Origin of the sequence: Photorhabdus namnaonensis, assembly GCF_001684335.1 — a bacterium.
In the GTDB taxonomy this organism is placed as follows: domain Bacteria; phylum Pseudomonadota; class Gammaproteobacteria; order Enterobacterales; family Enterobacteriaceae; genus Photorhabdus; species Photorhabdus namnaonensis.
This window is the reverse complement of sequence record NZ_LOIC01000063.1, coordinates 43,908-59,842: the sequence shown is the minus strand read 5'-3', so window position 1 is coordinate 59,842 and position 15,935 is coordinate 43,908. Positions and strand designations below refer to the sequence as shown.

At 46.0% G+C, this 15,935-nt stretch carries 21 protein-coding genes and 2 pseudogenes; 3 read left to right on the top strand and 20 right to left on the bottom strand.

What is annotated here, in order from left to right:
• Nucleotides 1-24: 24 nt before the first annotated feature.
• From Phpb_RS11370 to Phpb_RS11315, 13 genes and pseudogenes are all read right to left on the bottom strand, one after another.
• Complete coding sequence (locus Phpb_RS11370) at nt 25-294, bottom strand: putative phage tail assembly chaperone (protein WP_046975134.1); 270 nt, start codon at nt 292-294, stop codon at nt 25-27.
• Nucleotides 287-475: a hypothetical protein gene (locus tag Phpb_RS26810; RefSeq protein WP_075489453.1), complete on the bottom strand. Its 189-nt coding sequence runs from the start codon at nt 473-475 to the stop codon at nt 287-289. The genes Phpb_RS11370 and Phpb_RS26810 overlap by 8 nt, the downstream gene beginning before the upstream one ends.
• Nucleotides 396-788: a hypothetical protein gene (locus Phpb_RS11365; RefSeq protein ID WP_082302565.1), complete on the bottom strand. Its 393-nt coding sequence runs from the start codon at nt 786-788 to the stop codon at nt 396-398. The genes Phpb_RS26810 and Phpb_RS11365 overlap by 80 nt, the downstream gene beginning before the upstream one ends.
• A complete protein-coding gene (locus tag Phpb_RS11360; RefSeq protein WP_065390431.1) occupies nt 785-1,123 on the bottom strand; it encodes a M15 family metallopeptidase in 339 nt (112 codons plus the stop codon). Before Phpb_RS11360 ends, Phpb_RS11365 begins: the two co-directional genes overlap by 4 nt.
• Before the next feature lie 92 nt (nt 1,124-1,215).
• A pseudogene (locus Phpb_RS11355) lies at nt 1,216-1,412 on the bottom strand (phage holin family protein); the annotation flags it as partial.
• A 12-nt stretch (nt 1,413-1,424) separates the two neighbouring features.
• Entirely contained in the window at nt 1,425-1,880 is a 456-nt protein-coding gene (locus tag Phpb_RS11350; RefSeq protein ID WP_065390430.1) for a phage protein, read from the bottom strand.
• Complete coding sequence (locus Phpb_RS11345; protein ID WP_205634767.1) at nt 1,877-3,001, bottom strand: DUF2586 domain-containing protein; 1,125 nt, start codon at nt 2,999-3,001, stop codon at nt 1,877-1,879. The genes Phpb_RS11350 and Phpb_RS11345 overlap by 4 nt, the downstream gene beginning before the upstream one ends.
• A 20-nt stretch (nt 3,002-3,021) precedes the next feature.
• On the bottom strand, nt 3,022-3,699 hold the full coding sequence (locus tag Phpb_RS11340) for a phage virion morphogenesis family protein (RefSeq protein WP_065390428.1): 678 nt from the start codon (nt 3,697-3,699) through the stop codon (nt 3,022-3,024).
• On the bottom strand, nt 3,696-4,193 hold the full coding sequence (locus tag Phpb_RS11335) for a phage tail protein (protein ID WP_065390427.1): 498 nt from the start codon (nt 4,191-4,193) through the stop codon (nt 3,696-3,698). Before Phpb_RS11335 ends, Phpb_RS11340 begins: the two co-directional genes overlap by 4 nt.
• Nucleotides 4,190-4,642: a head completion/stabilization protein gene (locus Phpb_RS11330; RefSeq protein WP_065390483.1), complete on the bottom strand. Its 453-nt coding sequence runs from the start codon at nt 4,640-4,642 to the stop codon at nt 4,190-4,192. The genes Phpb_RS11335 and Phpb_RS11330 overlap by 4 nt, the downstream gene beginning before the upstream one ends.
• Before the next feature lie 105 nt (nt 4,643-4,747).
• Nucleotides 4,748-5,452 carry a phage terminase small subunit gene (gene gpM / locus Phpb_RS11325; protein ID WP_082302564.1) on the bottom strand — a complete coding sequence of 235 codons (705 nt, stop codon included), beginning with the start codon at nt 5,450-5,452 and terminating at the stop codon, nt 4,748-4,750.
• Nucleotides 5,452-6,483: a phage major capsid protein, P2 family gene (locus Phpb_RS11320; protein WP_065390425.1), complete on the bottom strand. Its 1,032-nt coding sequence runs from the start codon at nt 6,481-6,483 to the stop codon at nt 5,452-5,454. The genes gpM and Phpb_RS11320 overlap by 1 nt, the downstream gene beginning before the upstream one ends.
• Before the next feature lie 32 nt (nt 6,484-6,515).
• On the bottom strand, nt 6,516-7,346 hold the full coding sequence (locus Phpb_RS11315; protein WP_065390424.1) for a GPO family capsid scaffolding protein: 831 nt from the start codon (nt 7,344-7,346) through the stop codon (nt 6,516-6,518).
• A 158-nt stretch (nt 7,347-7,504) separates the two neighbouring features.
• Here Phpb_RS11315 and Phpb_RS11310 point away from each other — a divergent pair, with 158 nt between their 5' ends.
• Genes Phpb_RS11310 through Phpb_RS11300 form a run of 3 tightly spaced genes read left to right on the top strand, consistent with a single transcriptional unit; the run spans nt 7,505 to nt 10,634 of the window.
• Nucleotides 7,505-9,283 carry a terminase large subunit domain-containing protein gene (locus Phpb_RS11310; RefSeq protein ID WP_065390482.1) on the top strand — a complete coding sequence of 593 codons (1,779 nt, stop codon included), beginning with the start codon at nt 7,505-7,507 and terminating at the stop codon, nt 9,281-9,283.
• The gene (locus Phpb_RS11305; RefSeq protein ID WP_065390423.1) at nt 9,283-10,329 is read left to right on the top strand and encodes a phage portal protein; all 1,047 of its coding nucleotides are present in this window, start codon (nt 9,283-9,285) and stop codon (nt 10,327-10,329) included. The genes Phpb_RS11310 and Phpb_RS11305 overlap by 1 nt, the downstream gene beginning before the upstream one ends.
• Before the next feature lie 35 nt (nt 10,330-10,364).
• The gene (locus Phpb_RS11300) at nt 10,365-10,634 is read left to right on the top strand and encodes an Ogr/Delta-like zinc finger protein (protein WP_122983180.1); all 270 of its coding nucleotides are present in this window, start codon (nt 10,365-10,367) and stop codon (nt 10,632-10,634) included.
• Here the strand turns inward: Phpb_RS11300 and Phpb_RS11295 are convergent.
• The 7 genes and pseudogenes from Phpb_RS11295 to Phpb_RS11255 form a co-directional block, all read right to left on the bottom strand.
• Entirely contained in the window at nt 10,611-10,829 is a 219-nt protein-coding gene (locus tag Phpb_RS11295) for a hypothetical protein (protein WP_065390421.1), read from the bottom strand. The two genes, Phpb_RS11300 and Phpb_RS11295, sit on opposite strands and share 24 nt — an antisense overlap.
• Nucleotides 10,830-10,915: 86 nt before the next feature.
• Nucleotides 10,916-13,097: pseudogene (locus tag Phpb_RS24485) on the bottom strand (replication endonuclease).
• 73 nt (nt 13,098-13,170) lie between these two features.
• Nucleotides 13,171-13,488, bottom strand: a complete 318-nt coding sequence (locus tag Phpb_RS11275; RefSeq protein WP_165603289.1) for a DUF3850 domain-containing protein — start codon at nt 13,486-13,488, stop codon at nt 13,171-13,173.
• A gap of 191 nt (nt 13,489-13,679) precedes the next feature.
• Nucleotides 13,680-13,910, bottom strand: a complete 231-nt coding sequence (locus Phpb_RS11265; RefSeq protein ID WP_065390415.1) for a TraR/DksA family transcriptional regulator — start codon at nt 13,908-13,910, stop codon at nt 13,680-13,682.
• Complete coding sequence (locus tag Phpb_RS23775; RefSeq protein WP_240492526.1) at nt 13,903-14,070, bottom strand: DUF2732 family protein; 168 nt, start codon at nt 14,068-14,070, stop codon at nt 13,903-13,905. Before Phpb_RS23775 ends, Phpb_RS11265 begins: the two co-directional genes overlap by 8 nt.
• Before the next feature lie 424 nt (nt 14,071-14,494).
• On the bottom strand, nt 14,495-14,659 hold the full coding sequence (locus Phpb_RS26025; RefSeq protein WP_165603288.1) for a hypothetical protein: 165 nt from the start codon (nt 14,657-14,659) through the stop codon (nt 14,495-14,497).
• A 232-nt stretch (nt 14,660-14,891) separates the two neighbouring features.
• Nucleotides 14,892-15,836, bottom strand: a complete 945-nt coding sequence (locus Phpb_RS11255; protein ID WP_065390414.1) for an SAM-dependent methyltransferase — start codon at nt 15,834-15,836, stop codon at nt 14,892-14,894.
• Nucleotides 15,837-15,935: the final 99 nt, after the last annotated feature.

Below are 15,935 nucleotides of genomic sequence, written 5' to 3'. Positions count from 1 at the left end.
TATCAATGGATTTAACCCGCGTATTTAGTTTTTTATTTCAATTTCCAATTTGGGCGCATATTCGGCATTGACCTTTTCAACGATTTGCATCGCGGCACCGGGTATTTTTAACCATTCATCTAAAATTGATTTAGACGCAGGCTGAACAATACGGCGCAAATAGGTAACAATGGGGACAACCTTATTATCCATTGCCATATCGTTAATCATGCTATTATAAGCAACAATATTCGGCTCGAATGTAATTTCATTTTCACCGACAATTAAAGTAATGACTTTATTTTCTTTACTCATAGGTTAATTCCTTTCTTTTATTAATTTCATCCACTAATTGATTATGCCGTGCGGCGCAATTACCATATAATTTGGAGTAATCCATTATAACATTTGCCAGATTATTTCCGGTTGTTCCCGTCAGCCGGGGTAATCTGCCCTGACATTTTGTCAGTAAGTTTTCCTGATAGTGTTCGTTCAATACTTTCGGCTGTATCGTTGTACATCCTGACAAATTCAGGGCTAACGCACACATGAGTAAAAACAGGCCGAACCATTTCAGTATGAATCTCTCGTGGGGCGGCATGGGCTATCCCTTCTAATTTATTTTCCAATTGTCGGGCGGATACACTGGAAATGTGTTGCAGTTCCTGCCTGATTTTTTCCCCTGTAGCATCCGCTGCCCGTGTGACATTCAACTCCAGACTGTCACGGTAATAATGGTTTACTCGCCAGCCTGCACAGAATGCCAATGCAAGGAAAGTCAAATACAGCATCCGGGCATTGAACATCATTTCACCCCATTATGCGCCAGTGAGAAATGATTGCCGTCCGGTCGAGAAAATCGCCCGCCCCACGTTCCGCCAAGAGATTCCCAATATTCCCCTAACGGTAAATAAGCATGACTGTTTGTCTGGTACTCGCCCCGGATAAATAAATTCAGATCTATCGCCAGCCGCTGAATATGCAGGCTATTGGCAATGCCTTTCCCTGTCTGAGCGTTTAACTTCGCTTGTTCTGGTGTACGATAAGCCTCGCCTAAAGTCAGGCGATAACCGTGTTCGTCCGCCCATAAGATCAATTGCGCGACCAGTACCGCAAATAATTGCTGTTTTTCACTCAGTGTCATTTCTTCAACTTCCCTGTTAACAAAGCGCTGCCGCGCTTGCGTAGCCAAACTTCAATTAACTGATAGCCAGCAATCCCTAATGCGCTGCCTATCCCTGTCCCGCTATCGGGCTGATGCCCGGCCACCAAATCAGTAATACCCCCGCCATCACTGACACAGCCGACCCTAAAATAATCCGGCCAATGAAAAGCCGCAGAGTGATCGGCTCATCACCTGTTAGCATCTTTCCTAACGCAATCAGTGCCCCCAATAGCACCAGCGTCACAAAGGTTTTCTCATGTTCTTCCATGAACACCCCTCTTTACCCTATCAGGCTTTGTGTCAGTTCTGCTTCCAGATAGGGAATGCCATTAATGCGCACAAAATCGGGACTGGTCACCACAAATTTCACTTTATGCGTCATGACACTGCCGCCTTTCGGATCAACGTCCAGAATGTCGCTGACAATCAGCTTGCAGCCGTAAGCCTCAACTTTGATTTCTTCGTTACCGGCCTTGGCATACCACATCAAATCGACGGGCTGAATACCCCGCCATGAACCCACCGTGCGCGCTTTAGCGGTCACAATCTCCAGATATTTGGTACTGAGTTCAATCTCCCCCTCTGCCGCCACATCACCGGAAATATAGCCATCCGGTACGCCCTGTGTTTGGGCGGCGGCGGTGTTGTCCGTAATGGACAGATTGACCTTTTCCGCATGAACCAGATCCCCGTCCATATTAAAATCAACCGACTGGCCTGAAATACGTTTGCTCATGCGGTTTTCTCCAGACTGCTATCCAGCAACAGACTCACCGAGATCCCTTTCGGACATTCGTAAGTGCGAACAGTGATATAAATTTCCACCGTGTTTTTATTACGCCATGTAATCACCACGTCTTCATCTTTTGGGGATTTCACTTCCCCCGGAAAAGTCACGCCGTTAATTTCAGTACTGCGCGACATTTCACGCAAGGTACGGGCGAAGTATGCCTGATGCGTTGCGACACTGCCCGGCGTGCTGTTTAAGCTACGGTCGGCAATTTTAGCGATAGCCTGCAAGCGCACCCGACGCGCTACTTTATCGACAACCCGCAAGTTTTCGATACTCTGGTAGTCTCCGCCTTCTACGTCCAATGTGCGACCCTCTGACCAATACATGCCATCATAATCGGGATACCACATCGGCACACTGAAACGCAGTTTTTCCAGTGCCTGCAAGGTTGCCAGATCAATCGGCTGACCTGTGCCATCTTTTGGAAAATCGGTTGAACCCAACTCCATCAACGCCCCGGTTTGTACCCGTGCGGGACTGTCCGCCACGGTGACAGTGTGGTTACATAAACGCCCTGCCAATACGCCCGCCTCATTGCCCCACAGACACGGCACCAGTTGCACCGATGCCACAGCTTCACCCTTTTGTAGCTCTGCCAGGCGAGTGACATAATCCGCCCAAGTCTCTTTTGCCTGTGTGCCATCAACCGCCAGAATGGCCCACTGCCAGCGACCAAATTTAGCCATCGTGTTGGCTCGCAAGGTTTGCGCGGCTTTAATGATGGCTTTGGTTGCACCGACCGTCAGCGCATAGCCCTCAATACTGGCTATACGCTGCGCCGACGTCACCGCCTCAACAAACGCCAATTCATCCGCCGATTCCGGCAACACATGAACATAGCCAGACCAGTTTTGCCCCGCATTTGCCATTGCGGCCAGTACGTGACGTTTCAGGGCGGTTTGTGCCGTTCCCAGTACAGAATCAAAGTCCGTCTGGGTATTAACCGCAATGGTTTTACCTACGTTGGTTTTTCCCGTCCCAACGAAAAGCAAGACTCGCTCAATTTCCCGGGTTTCACCTTGCAGTTGATTAACCTGGCTAACCTGAACATGTGGCCACATAATTTAATCCCTTATCAATGCGCTTAACCCACACCGTATCCAATGCCCTGCAACTGGCGAGCCAGCGCTTGACTGAATTCTTCATCATTGATACCTAAGAACTGACGGGCAGGAACTTCAATCGTCCATGAACGTTTAACCGTCCCGCCGCTCAGTTCGCGGATCAATACCCCTGCCTGAATAAATTTTATATTAGCGGTAATTTCCTTTATCGGGGGCTTCCGCCAGCGTTTGCCCTTCTTAACCTGATAACCCAAATCCCGCAGTTTTTTCGCCTGCTTAATAGTTGCCATGCGCTCGCGATCAATGTTCTTTTGCACTTGCCGCCGACTGACCTGAACACGCATCCCACTTTGCTGTGCATATCCCACAACACCCGCAGGAACCTGTTGTTTTCCATTCCGGTAATGCCCGCCTTGCAGGTAAATGCGCACGGCGTTATTTTCCGGCATTTCCCGAATATGCAAGAGCTTCGGCATGTTCCTGAGCATCTTCTTGCGCCACGGGCTTTTTCTGGCAGTCCATCGCCCGCCATCCGGTGATTGCTGATTGCGCACATTGCGTTTTGCCGCCTGGATCACCCCGTATTTCGCAATCCGCCATAACAGGCGCTGGCGCTTTTTCGGGGGGAGTTCAAGGTCACTCAGTGCGTTTTGCAGTGCCTTAAGCTGATTTCGGTTTAACTGCCCAGTTATCATTATTGGCTTTGTCCAACGGGTGCGCCTGACTCATTCACACAATGCAAAACCCCCTTTTCAGCAAACCAGATTTCAGTATCAGCCAGCATCCAGCGCTTACCCTCAAAGGGGACAATGCCGTTTTTATCTTCACGCATGACAACAGGCTCTGACAGTGACAACGACACCACAACTACAGCGGTTTCCTCATCCACTTCAACGGTCATAGCGGGCCGTTCCGGCTCCAGATTGGCATCCCCTAACTCATTGCCCTGCTCAGTCAGCCACACATCTATTAACAACGGGACATAGCGCGGATCAAACTCTCGGTATGGGAAACGTCCCCAGGCAATCACCGCCTCATACTGCTGGATAAACATCTGGTATTGCCCCAGACCTAAATCGCGTTGCGCAGGAATAAAACGAATTTCATCCATTTCACTGGTAAATTCTATCTTACAGAGACGTTCTGGCAGGTTTTCCCGCAAAAATGCCGTTAAATGATGTAACTTGCTCATATCATGCGTACCGTTGTGCGCCCGTACCCCTTCATATTGCGGATAACAAAAGCCGCTTCCGCTAATAAACGGGGACGTAGTTCAGGACTTTCTTGCGGCGGATGAGGGGCACGACTGACAATAGCCGTGTATTCCCCCAACAGATCCGCTTTTGCCCTGGCATAAACAGCCTTTTTATACTGACCGACTAATGCATTAACGCCATTGATAGCAATGCCTTGCACATTGGCCGCTTTCTGATAGCCTTTTGCCTGCAATCGGACTTTCAGACGCTGTAAGTCAAGATTGATTTCAGCGGCACTTGCCAGCAGTGCATGAGATAACAGGCCATTATCTAAGTCAGCCGGAATATTGCGGTTCACCTGAAATTCGCGCAGATTCAAATCCGGCCAAAAACCGTCATTGGTCAACGGTTCATCCCGATAATCGAGGGTGTTGCCACTAAACATCTCGCCTCTCTCATCTATAAAAAAGCGGGCAGTCCGGTTTCCACGGCCATGAGCAATCCTTGCCATGCCTCCACCGCGCCCGCTCTGGCTTGCGGTAGTCATTTTTCATTCTGTTGTCAGTGCCCGTAAACGGGCGGCAATCCGTTGCCGATAAGTTTTTACGCCTGATTTCGGGTTGCACTGATGCGCTTTTGATAACCAGATATCCGCCTGCTCCAGCACATCCCACCTATCAACCGCACTCGCCTTAATTTCAGTGTTATCCCCTTTCAACAGGTTCAAGGCAGCAAATTTGTAGTATTTGGCCTTAATTTTTTCGTGTACTTTCCATTTGTCCGTGACATTCTGAAATGTCCTTGAAAAATAGGGGTCAACACTATTCCCGGCGTCGGCTTCCACCTGTGCCCAGAGTAAAACCGTGTCGGCAACAAAGGCCGGAAAGCTACTGCGAAAATTGTCGGGGGTGAGCTGCCCTTGCTCAATGGCGATATCGGCCCAATCCAATCCTTTGGCAAAATCCCCAATATCAAATAACCAGATCACGCAGTAAGCAAAAATCGGGTTTCGGTAAATTTCCCCCTCGGTGATGTAGCGTTCCGCCGTGGGCAGATAATTAGGCAACAATTCCCGCTTTTTCATCTCTACCCGTTCCGCCGTTAACGCCAACTGGCGTAACCGCTTAATATCCTGCTCAATGGCGCGGGCTTGCAGGTGCATACTCGCCCCCTCTGCAATCACAACCGCTTGTTGCCGCGCCAGTTTCTGGCGAAGTTCAACCGCGGCCCGGTGTAGTTGAGCAGGCGACAGCACTATTCTGTATCCAGTTTTTCAGCAGGTTCAGCAACTGTGCCAATCGTTACGGCATTCTCATCATAGGCAGCGTACAATTCCGGTGTTTCAATCGCGTAGCCCTCATTGCGCAGGTATTTATTTTCAAATTGTTTACGGTCATCCACAAATTCCGCCTTACGCTGGCGTGTATTACGCTGTGTCAGAATTTGCAAGTTAGGCAGCATGGTGACTGACATACGTTTACCCGGCATAAATGGCGGGATAATGGCCGGACGTCCAGCAATGGAACTCCCTAACATTTGCGCCGCGATTTTTTCAGTCGGTTTATTTGCCGCCTGATATAATCGATATTGTTCAGCCGCCACTAAATCAGCACCGACCAGTACCACCAAACGTGGATCATGCCTGAATTGCTGCGGAATACAGGCGTTAATCAGGTCTGACGCCATCGCATCCAGTGAAGTAAAATCACCGTGCTCATCCAGTTTCACCGGGGCAGTAATCACCTTCTTGCCGTCATTCCATTCTTTGGCAATTTGATGCCAACCCCTGTTCACATCTTCACCATTCGGATTGGCTTCTGGGTCGGTGGTCTCCGCCACGCGCTGGCCGTTAAAACCCACCCGGATCATGTCCAGTGCAAAAGATTCATGTGTGAATTCCTGCATACGTTGGAAAAACTCATTTTCTGAACCTGAGTTCGCCCAGACAGATAATAAATCCCAGGGCAAGGCGGCGCCGGAATCGGTTTCAACTAAGCTGTATTTATTGCCATCAATCCCCGTTTTACGCATAAAGCGGCCATCTTTTTTGCGCCCGGTGAATAACCCTGGGTTGCCGACTGATACAACCTGGCCGGAAAGGTGATCCACATCCGCACAGGTGATCATGCTGAGAAATTCCACGGATTCCAACAACGCGCTGCGCAAGGCGGTTTCTTTTGGGTCAGTTAGCGCAAAGTAACGTGATGTGTCTTCAATCCCATAAGATTCAGCTAACCCCACCGCATATTTCTGTAAAAATGTCCGTGCCCGATGATTCAATTGCATAGCTCTTCCCTTTGCCTTTTTCCATCATGGAATTACAGAAATTTAAAAGGCGCGTTTTTGTCGCCTTTTGGGTTACACGATGGCAAGCGGGTAGCAATACCGTCCAATTTGTTAAACTTTTTTAGAATATCGGGCAAACTGTCACGTAAACGCGCAAATGCTTCGGTATCGACAACCGCTTTCATTGTCTCGACATCTTCCTGAACGTCTGCAACTTCTTGCTCGGTCAATTCCTGCTTACCCTCAAGCGCGGTAATTCGCGCTTCCAAATCGGCTACAGCTTGGGCCAGCGCCTGCAATGCATCATCACTTGATGGTGCTGGCTCAGTTTCTTCGGGTTCTTCAATGTTAAAAAAGCTTTTCCATCCCTTTTTGGCCTTTGCCATGCCGTTACCCTCCATGTGTTTAATCTCATCAATCACCAGTGGCTTATACGCACCGAATCGACGATGTTTGTTCCTTTCTTTAAATTGCAAACGCGTTGTGCCCACGCTGGCGGGTGAGTCAGTCACTGCCAGTCCTTCCAGATATGTTTTGCCGGTTCCGCGAAAATTACCATCAGGCGTCAGTTCAACAGAGGTAAACAGTAATTGTCCCTCTCGATTGGCCTGTAACAAATGATGATTGGGTCGCAGTTGCGCATATAAGCGTAAAACCCCGTCATCATCTCGCGCTGCTTTGACGGCTAACACTTCGCCCATTGCACCAAACCCACGCTCATGTTCCGGCCAAATGCGGGCGGTGTACAACTCTGGGTTATAGAGTTCGGCAGCCTCTAAAATCCATTGAGGTTCCATTACTCGGCCATCAACCGTGTCGCCCTCCGTGGCAATACATATCCAGTTAGTCATTAACTGAGACATATTTAATTCCTTCCATTTGAATCAAATACAGTATTGCGGATTCAATAAAATGCTGCGAATGGTTTAATTCTGATGAGTTCGGATATAACGCCATAACCCATTCAGGCCGAAATTGAATGAGCGCCAGGATACATTTAGCCCTGCATAATATGATTGCTATGGCTAAATACTCTGATGAACTAATCAATGTCGCCCGTTCTTTATACCTACGGCGATATACTCCGGCAGAAATTGCCCGTGAATTAAATCTGCCGAATCGGCGGATCATTTACTATTGGGCGGAAAAATGGCATTGGGCAGATATGCTCAACCATGAAAGTGTTATCGAGGCCATTAACCGCCGAATTGCCGTGCTCAGTGAACGCAACAATAAAACCTCGCTGGAATTAGACGAACTCGACCGATTGATTGCACATCATATAAAACTGATGGCACAAGCAAATAAGCATCAAGAAAAGCTGGCCGAAATTAAGGTGCAAGAAAAATCAGGCGGTGATTATATCCCATCCAGTGAGGATGAACCCAAGAAAAAGAAACGCTATCGTAAAAATGATATTTCGACACTGACTAAAGAAGATTTTCAGCAGTTTGTCGATAAGACGCTTTTCGGCTATCAAAAACATTTGCGCAATAATCTGGCAAAACAGATCAGAAATATCCTCAAAAGTCGGCAAATCGGTGCAACCTGGTATTTCGCCTTTGAGGCATTCGAAAATGCCGTGTTAACCGGCGCTCCTCAAATATTCTTATCAGCCTCAAAACCACAGGCAGAAGTTTTCCGCTCGTATATCGTCAATATCGCCGAACACTTCTTCGGTGTGACGCTGACCGGCAATCCTATTCGACTCAGCAACGGTGCCGAACTGCGTTTTTTGTCAACCAATAAAAACACGGCACAATCCTATTCCGGCCATTTGTATTGTGACGAATATTTTTGGGTACCTGATTTTAAACGCCTCAATGAAGTGGCGTCGGCAATGGCGACACATGATAAATGGCGCACCACGTACTTTTCAACCCCCAGCGCCAAAACCCATCCCGCCTACCCGTTCTGGATAGGTGATGAATGGCGCGGCAATGATCCAAAACGCAAACATGTTGAATTCCCCTCATTTGATGAATTGCGTGATGGTGGCCGTGATTGCCCGGATGGTCAATGGCGTTACGTCATTACGCTGGAAGATGCCATTAAGGGTGGATTCAACCTGGCATCCATTGAAAAACTGCGGAACCGCTATAACCCAGACACATTTAACATGTTGTATCTGTGTGTATTTGTTGATAGTGGCGCATCTGTTTTCAAATATCATCAACTGGAAAAATGCGGCGCGGATATCCATCTCTGGGGAGACCATGATCCCAATGCCCCGCGTCCTTTTGGAGATCGCGAAGTCTGGGGCGGCTTCGACCCGGCACGTTCTGGCGATACTTCAACCTTTGTGATTATTGCCCCGCCCATGATGGCGCCCGAAGTTTTTCGGGTGTTGGCAACGTTCTACTGGCAAGGCATGAACTGGAAACATCAGGCGAAACTGATTGAAGATCTCTTCAAGCGCTACAAATTTACCCATATCGGCATTGATACCACGGGGATTGGTCACGGTGTCTATGAAATGGTGCAGGACTTCGCCCCCCGACAAGCCCACGCTATCCACTACAACCCGCAAAGCAAAAACCAACTGGTCATGAAAATGATTGATGTGGTCAGTGAGGAGCGTATCGAATGGGATGTGGAACAAAAAGAAATTCTGGCCTCATTTCTGGCTATTCGACACACCACGACGAAAAAAGGCGGCAGCATGACCTTTGTCGCTGACCGTTCGCGGGAAACCGGACACGCTGACGTCTTCTGGGCAATCGCTCATGCCCTGATGAATGAGCCGTTAAATTACGACAAGAAACGCACCTCTAAATACACATTTGCAAAGGCTGCATAATGAAGAAAAAGTTAAGGAAAACCCGCGCACATTCCCCACGTACAAACGACCGTCAACGGCAAATGAGCGTAATCACGTTGGGCAAACCTGAACCGATACTCACCACCAGGACGGATTATCAAAATATCTGGTATGACAATGACTATGACCATTACACACTACCGATTGACCGTTTAGCCCTGGCACAACTGACCAACATGAACGGTCAACACGGCGGTGTACTCTATGCCCGTCACAATATGATTGCTTCGGATTATGTCGGTGGCGGACTGTCCCATGAACAATTCAAGTCAGCCGTGATTAATTTCCTGATTTTCGGTGATGTCACCATTCTGAAAGTCCGTAACTTCTGGGGTGATGTGGTCGCACTGGAGGTCTTGCCCTCCCTATACCTACGCCGCCGTAAGAATAGGGATTTTGTGGTATTACAGGAGGGAGAACCGTTGGTTTACTCACCGGAAGAAGTGATTTTCATTAAGCAGTATGATCCGCAACAGCAAGTTTACGGATTGCCGGATTATATCGGCGGTATTCATGCGGCACTGCTCAACTCGGAGGCCACCATTTTCCGCCGTCGTTATTACCACAATGGCGCCCACACTGGCGGTATCATTTACACCAATGACCCGAATATCTCTGATGAAACCGAAGAGGAAATTATCCAAAAATTACAACTCAGTAAAGGGATCGGGAATTTCGACACTATGTTTGTCAACATTCCCAACGGCGACCCTGACGGCATTAAATTCATTCCGGTGGGTGATATTTCAGCCAATGATGAATTTGTCAATGTGAAAAGTATCAGTTCACAAGATGTGTTGACCGCTCACCGATTCCCGGCGGGATTGGCTGGCATTATCCCGACCAATATCGGCGGTTTAGGTGATCCGGAAAAAGCCCGTGAGGTCTATCGTCAGGATGAAGTTATCCCCGTTCAAAATATGTTCATAAATGCGATAAACACGCATGATGTGCCTGAAATATTACATATCCATTTTAAACAAGATCGCGTAAGTTTGGGTGCAAAATGCGCAAAAAATCGGTAAAATTACCGAAAATGGATACTTTGGGAATGAGGAATATGCGCGTATTAAAAATTATCTGTCCTGAGTGTGGCGCTAAGGCGGTTATTCGCAAGACGAATCGGAAGCACCGTGAAATTGCTGATCTGTACTGCGCGTGTTCCAGTGTTGAATGTGGTTATACATTTGTTATGAATTTGACGTTTTCGCACACGCTAAGTCCCAGCGCAAAAACAGGTGATAAACTGTTGCAGACCGTGATTAACAACCTCAACCCGCAACAGCGTCAAATGGCATTGGATTTATTAAAAGTTTGCCCTACTGCGTAATTCTGAGCCACTACTTAGTGGCCTTTTAGTTTTTACATTTGAGATTATTTCTTTTCTGACCTGCTCAGCCAGTTCTGCAATCCAATCAAATGCGATTTGCCGTTCTCGACTAGTGCAAATACCTGAATTACCAACTTTAGCAATCAATTCAATCCGTTCCAATACGGCCAACTTATCCAGATAATCTGACATCATATTTTTACCGTTCCATTTACTGTATTTATATACAGTTTAATTTAATACAATTAACAAATGCATCAATTTCATTGAGAAATAATTAGTTATGTGACCTCAATCGGCTCTTGGTTAATTTTTCGCAACATAGTCAAATAATGACCTTTTGGATCACGGAATATCCCGGAAATATCAACCCCCAATTTTTCACTTAACCTACTCATTATCATTTTTGTTGTTTCAGTATGCGTTTTTTTAACTTTATGTAGATGACCGAACATAGATAAACAATAACGCTGTCCATCTATGGTCATGCTTCCCTCCTCCAGTAACGAACGAGCCAACACATCACTCATCTCCAAACTCTGTAATTTTGCCGATTCATGAACTCGCTGTATTTTTTCCTTCTCACTCATTTGATGCCAACCGTAATAGAATTCATCTAAATACAGATCACTTCCTTGACTAACCGTATTTCGTGCCTCCGTACAGTTATTGACAGAACTCCAAGAGGAAGAAAAAACCACACCCTCACCCGCAGATACCGGGCTGGATTTAGGAACAATCTTCCACTTCACAGTACGGGTAACAAAAGAAGAGGACTCGCCCAGACGGGGCGAGTAAATACCGGAAATACGCTGGACATCCTCACCGTAGGCGTTGCCTTGTTCGGTGATTTCATAGGACAGCCGCACGGTTAAATCTTTCCGTGCAACCAGCGGCCCCCCTGGAATTCGGTATAAGCGAACCAATTCCCAATATCCGCAGCAAATCGAACATTATCCATATCCGCATCAGGTAAAATTTGTTCATCACCAGATAAGCGTCGCAGTTCACGCCAGACAGAAACTGGAGCACCGCCAATCTGCTGAAACTGACGAATACGCCAACGACTCGCCCAGGCAGAAACCGAACGGGACATATCCTTAAGGAGTTGGCCTGTTTCCCCATCCTTTTCGCCATCCAGCGCGTAACCATCAATATTCTTGGAGATGTACTTGGCGATATAGCCTGTGGCCGAACCTTTTGCCTTATCGATAGGCTTGACATGGAAACGCGCCTTGAGTGCCTTTTGTCCCTGTAATTCCTCTGAATCCTCCAACCGGGCGTAATAACACATAATGTCGCGCATTTCATCGACATGCTCAGGGCGCATAAATAGCAACATATGCCAATGCGGTGTACCGTCATGATGTGGCTCTACCACACGAAAACCGAATATGCTGATCCCCGCACGGGAATAAGCCGCCCGGATTTTTGCCCAGACCTTACACAAATACTTTTGTGTATCCTTTGGGGTCGCACCGTTCCAGTTTTTCACAAAACCGCCACCACTATGTACAGAGTGATATTTAGAAGGGGCTGTAATAGTATAAAAATCTCCCACACAGCCCATTTCGTTAGCCAAGTCCTCAAATCCGCGCATACGGATCATGAGTTCACAACGGCGAACGGCAGGGTTTGCAATGCTGCCCAAGACCTTATCACTTAACGAAACTCGCTCCCCCTCTTCATTCTCTAAATCGAACGATTGCAGAAACTCCCAATTTAGCCGCTTCTGCTCCGTCCATTCATGTAAAGTCTGACGTGAAACATAGGATGAAACCGCTTTTTGTACCTGTCCGACAGCAATTGCAATATGTTCGGCACGAATATCACGTATCCGCTTTAAACGGATGTACCACCATTGATCTGACATCATGGATCTGACATCATGCGCAGCAATCCGGCACATAGTTGGTCTTCTGTGGGTTTAATTCGACCTTTTACAAATTGCTGCCAATATGGGGCTATCGTTCCCGCTTGCTGTGTCAATTTAGCCAAACGGGTATAGACGTGAATTAATCTACGGCAAGCGTCCTGCTCATTCTGTAGTGCCTGTTCAACATATTGGTCATAACTCTCAGCCATAAACCGCGCAATCTCATGCGCAAGCTGTTTTATTTCTTTACGTCCTAATGTTGGCAATTGTTCCAGTGATTCGATAAACGGGAACGGCATAACACCAGATACAATATGCCGGAACTCGTATTGTTCACTGACCAATTTTAACCGTGGTAATACGTTCTCGCAGAATTGACGTAAAAACGTATTAGCCCGGCGGCGACCAGATTGATTGAAAATGTTGGCGTAACGCGTTGCAAGATAGATCGCCAGTGAATGCGGCACATTCTCAAGATATTGATGCCGCCATGCATAATCGTTAGGGTTCGCCTCCCACATAATACGTTCAGCCAGAGTTGCATCATTCGGCAACCCTGGCTGAAATTCTATACTCTGGCGATACATTGAACGCAGTGCATCGCCGTTATTTTCTTCTTTTCTTTCAATATTCATGTGACAAACAATTAACGGGAATTAATTAAAATAAAAGCAAAACAAATTCTTCCGCTATCTGCGGATACAAATCTTTATTAATTACCGTTACATTTGTTATTTTTCCTGAAATCAATCTTCCTATGAAATTTCCATTGTCACCAATTTTATTCAATGCAAGAAAATCACCTGTTTTATATTCTTGATCATTTACTCTAAATTTTGATTTTTTCTTTCCGTTATCAATGGCTATAAAAAAACTATTTTTTAATGATGAGTTTTGTTTTTCACTTTCATGATTATTCACCCTCACGAAAGAAAAAATTCGGTGATAGCGATGTAAGTTCATATCTGATATTGCCATATGAATAATCACAGCTAACATCATCTCTTATGACAGAATTGACAATAAAGGTTTTAACCCTAACGCCTTTATACTCACGCAAAATAACAATATCGTTTTCCTCAATCACGGGCATAAATACCGATACATCAATGCAAAGCTGACTATCTGACACAATGCAATCAAAATTTTTAGTTGTTAGATCATGATATCTAGTCATCCCATACACTCCTATAATGTTTCTGTTCCATCTCAAAAACTTCCTGACAGGAAACACAACGGGTAACACCCATGACTTTCATCCGTCGCTCTGATGAAATTAATTCTCCACAATCTTCACATTCAAACGCAGAAACACTAACAGGGCGATTTATATGCCTTAATATTCTGCGTTCCAGTGTTTCCTCTGCATGTTGACAAGCTTGGTCGATAACATCAGACATAGTGCCACTCCTGGGCCTGACGCTCGACGTTCTCAGATTCACTTTGCAAAAGCGCTGCACTGGCCGCATGATCCATTTTATTTTTCAAAACATGAACGGACAGTTTTGCTAAACGGAATGAAAATAAATCTGCATAATGTTTACGTTCATCCTCCCGCACCTTTTTTATTAACTACTCAATACCTGTAGCTTGCATTTATTAATTTCCTTGTTTTTGGTAATAAAAATCCCTGACGTGTTAGCGCCATTAAAATTAGAACGGTAGTTATTTTTATTTAGTTCGGCAACGATAAATTATTGGGTAATAATACACTCGTTGCCTTGATAATATTTATTGCTCATATCAGACTAATCATTTCTTCACGAGTTAATTCATTCTTGGTAAAAACAAAAAAACCAACTGGTGAGGTTGGCTTTTTTGTTTTACCCATACAGGGAACGGGCATCTTTTGTGCTATTACCGAGATTGGTAGCCTCAGTCCTAGCGCGATATTCCTTAACTGACATAACTAGTCTAATGCCTATAGCATAAAATATCAACCTAGGGTGCAGAGTAAAAAAACCTCACATAAATGGAATGATATTTACCCAATCACAGGAGAATACTTCTGTTTCAGCTCATCCGGTTTATAGGCCGTGTTCCTGATGGCGCTGGCGTTCTCCGGTATGCCTGTACTGTGGTACGTATGCGCGGCTGTCAGTTCAGCCAACTCTTTGACCACAACCTGCGTCTCTAACATCAAGGTCATGACATTGATTTGCTGGCTTCCCCCAAAACACAGGTGTATAAGGCCCAAAAACCGAAATTTATTGGAAACTTTTCAGTTGGAGATTTCTATCGCGCCATCAATGCTGGCGCGATCAAATCAAGCTACTCCGTAAAAAAGGGGCCATAGATTTATTTCTAACAGTCAGTGACAACAAAACAGCAACAAAGGTTTTAGCAGCCCCACTCTTCAACTAAGAAAACAAAGCTACTTGCTATGGTTTTTGTGCGATAACGCTATAAACCGACACATAGTTTTTCACCAGCGCGATCGAAAAATTTTCAGCCATCACACACAGCTCCTCCAAAGTACCACTCACACCTTCAGGAAAGTTCCGTTCGATGTTAGCCTTGATATCCAGAAACCAATGCGCTGTATCAATATTGGACGGCAACACCCTCATATCCTTGATAAGGAAACCACTTCTCTCCAGCACTTGTCTGAAATAGGCAGGTGTTTTACGATTACGACAGGCAAGGCGATCGATGATGTCGGGAATAGCCGATTTATAGCTATCCAGTTCCACATTATAGAGGTTGTCAGAAATAATTACCCGACCACCAACCCGCACACGTTTGAACAGCGCGTTCATGGCTTTCTCATACAATGAGTTAGGAAAATGTGAAATAACACCACGGATAATCACCAGGTCATAAAGTTCCTGTGGATCAGGCAACAGATCAATATCCTGCGCATTACACAGGTACAGATTAATACGTTCAGCCAATCCATGTTCTGCATGAAACTTGGCACAATACCTCAACTGTTGATCGCTGATATTCACTCCGTCCAAGCACGCGCATTCAGGAAAATATTCAGCCAAATATTTCAAGATATAACCCCAGCCACAACCGATATCCAGTATTCGCCGAACCGCTGGCCTCTTGATCCTTGCCTCTAAACCAGCTAACAGCAGTTGACGATCAAAATAACGAATACCTGCTTCACCCAACGAAATAGGTGGCCTTGAGGCAGGATCATCGTAAACACCAGACTGGAATAACAGCGTATCACCAATCGCTTTACGCCAACGTTCAGGATCTTCGCAATAAGCCTGTACCACTTTGTTTTCGTAGTCGTTGATGTTTTCCCCCCGAATGATGTGATAAGGTGGAGCAGACTCAACATCAGTGTAAAATACATTATTAAAGCTACTCATGAGCTTTTCCTTATTAAAGGTTTTTAAAAACGTCGCACCCTTAATTTGTCAGGATTTGCGGCGTATTGGTAAATTTTAATGAGATATTCATATCTAATT

What these genes read in the sequence shown, in the direction of transcription:
- Phpb_RS11370 (WP_046975134.1), bottom strand. Translation starts at nt 294, where the DNA reads ATGAGTAAAGAAAATAAAGTCATTACTTTAATTGTCGGTGAAAATGAA.
- Phpb_RS11365 (WP_082302565.1), bottom strand. Translation starts at nt 788, where the DNA reads ATGATGTTCAATGCCCGGATGCTGTATTTGACTTTCCTTGCATTGGCA.
- Phpb_RS11360 (WP_065390431.1), bottom strand. Translation starts at nt 1,123, where the DNA reads ATGACACTGAGTGAAAAACAGCAATTATTTGCGGTACTGGTCGCGCAA.
- Phpb_RS11350 (WP_065390430.1), bottom strand. Translation starts at nt 1,880, where the DNA reads ATGAGCAAACGTATTTCAGGCCAGTCGGTTGATTTTAATATGGACGGG.
- Phpb_RS11335 (WP_065390427.1), bottom strand. Translation starts at nt 4,193, where the DNA reads ATGAGCAAGTTACATCATTTAACGGCATTTTTGCGGGAAAACCTGCCA.
- Phpb_RS11330 (WP_065390483.1), bottom strand. Translation starts at nt 4,642, where the DNA reads ATGTTTAGTGGCAACACCCTCGATTATCGGGATGAACCGTTGACCAAT.
- Phpb_RS11320 (WP_065390425.1), bottom strand. Translation starts at nt 6,483, where the DNA reads ATGCAATTGAATCATCGGGCACGGACATTTTTACAGAAATATGCGGTG.
- Phpb_RS11315 (WP_065390424.1), bottom strand. Translation starts at nt 7,346, where the DNA reads ATGTCTCAGTTAATGACTAACTGGATATGTATTGCCACGGAGGGCGAC.
- Phpb_RS11310 (WP_065390482.1), top strand. Translation starts at nt 7,505, where the DNA reads ATGGCTAAATACTCTGATGAACTAATCAATGTCGCCCGTTCTTTATAC.
- Phpb_RS11305 (WP_065390423.1), top strand. Translation starts at nt 9,283, where the DNA reads ATGAAGAAAAAGTTAAGGAAAACCCGCGCACATTCCCCACGTACAAAC.
- Phpb_RS11300 (WP_122983180.1), top strand. Translation starts at nt 10,365, where the DNA reads ATGCGCGTATTAAAAATTATCTGTCCTGAGTGTGGCGCTAAGGCGGTT.
- Phpb_RS11295 (WP_065390421.1), bottom strand. Translation starts at nt 10,829, where the DNA reads ATGATGTCAGATTATCTGGATAAGTTGGCCGTATTGGAACGGATTGAA.
- Phpb_RS11275 (WP_165603289.1), bottom strand. Translation starts at nt 13,488, where the DNA reads ATGGCAATATCAGATATGAACTTACATCGCTATCACCGAATTTTTTCT.
- Phpb_RS11265 (WP_065390415.1), bottom strand. Translation starts at nt 13,910, where the DNA reads ATGTCTGATGTTATCGACCAAGCTTGTCAACATGCAGAGGAAACACTG.
- Phpb_RS26025 (WP_165603288.1), bottom strand. Translation starts at nt 14,659, where the DNA reads ATGACCTTGATGTTAGAGACGCAGGTTGTGGTCAAAGAGTTGGCTGAA.
- Phpb_RS11255 (WP_065390414.1), bottom strand. Translation starts at nt 15,836, where the DNA reads ATGAGTAGCTTTAATAATGTATTTTACACTGATGTTGAGTCTGCTCCA.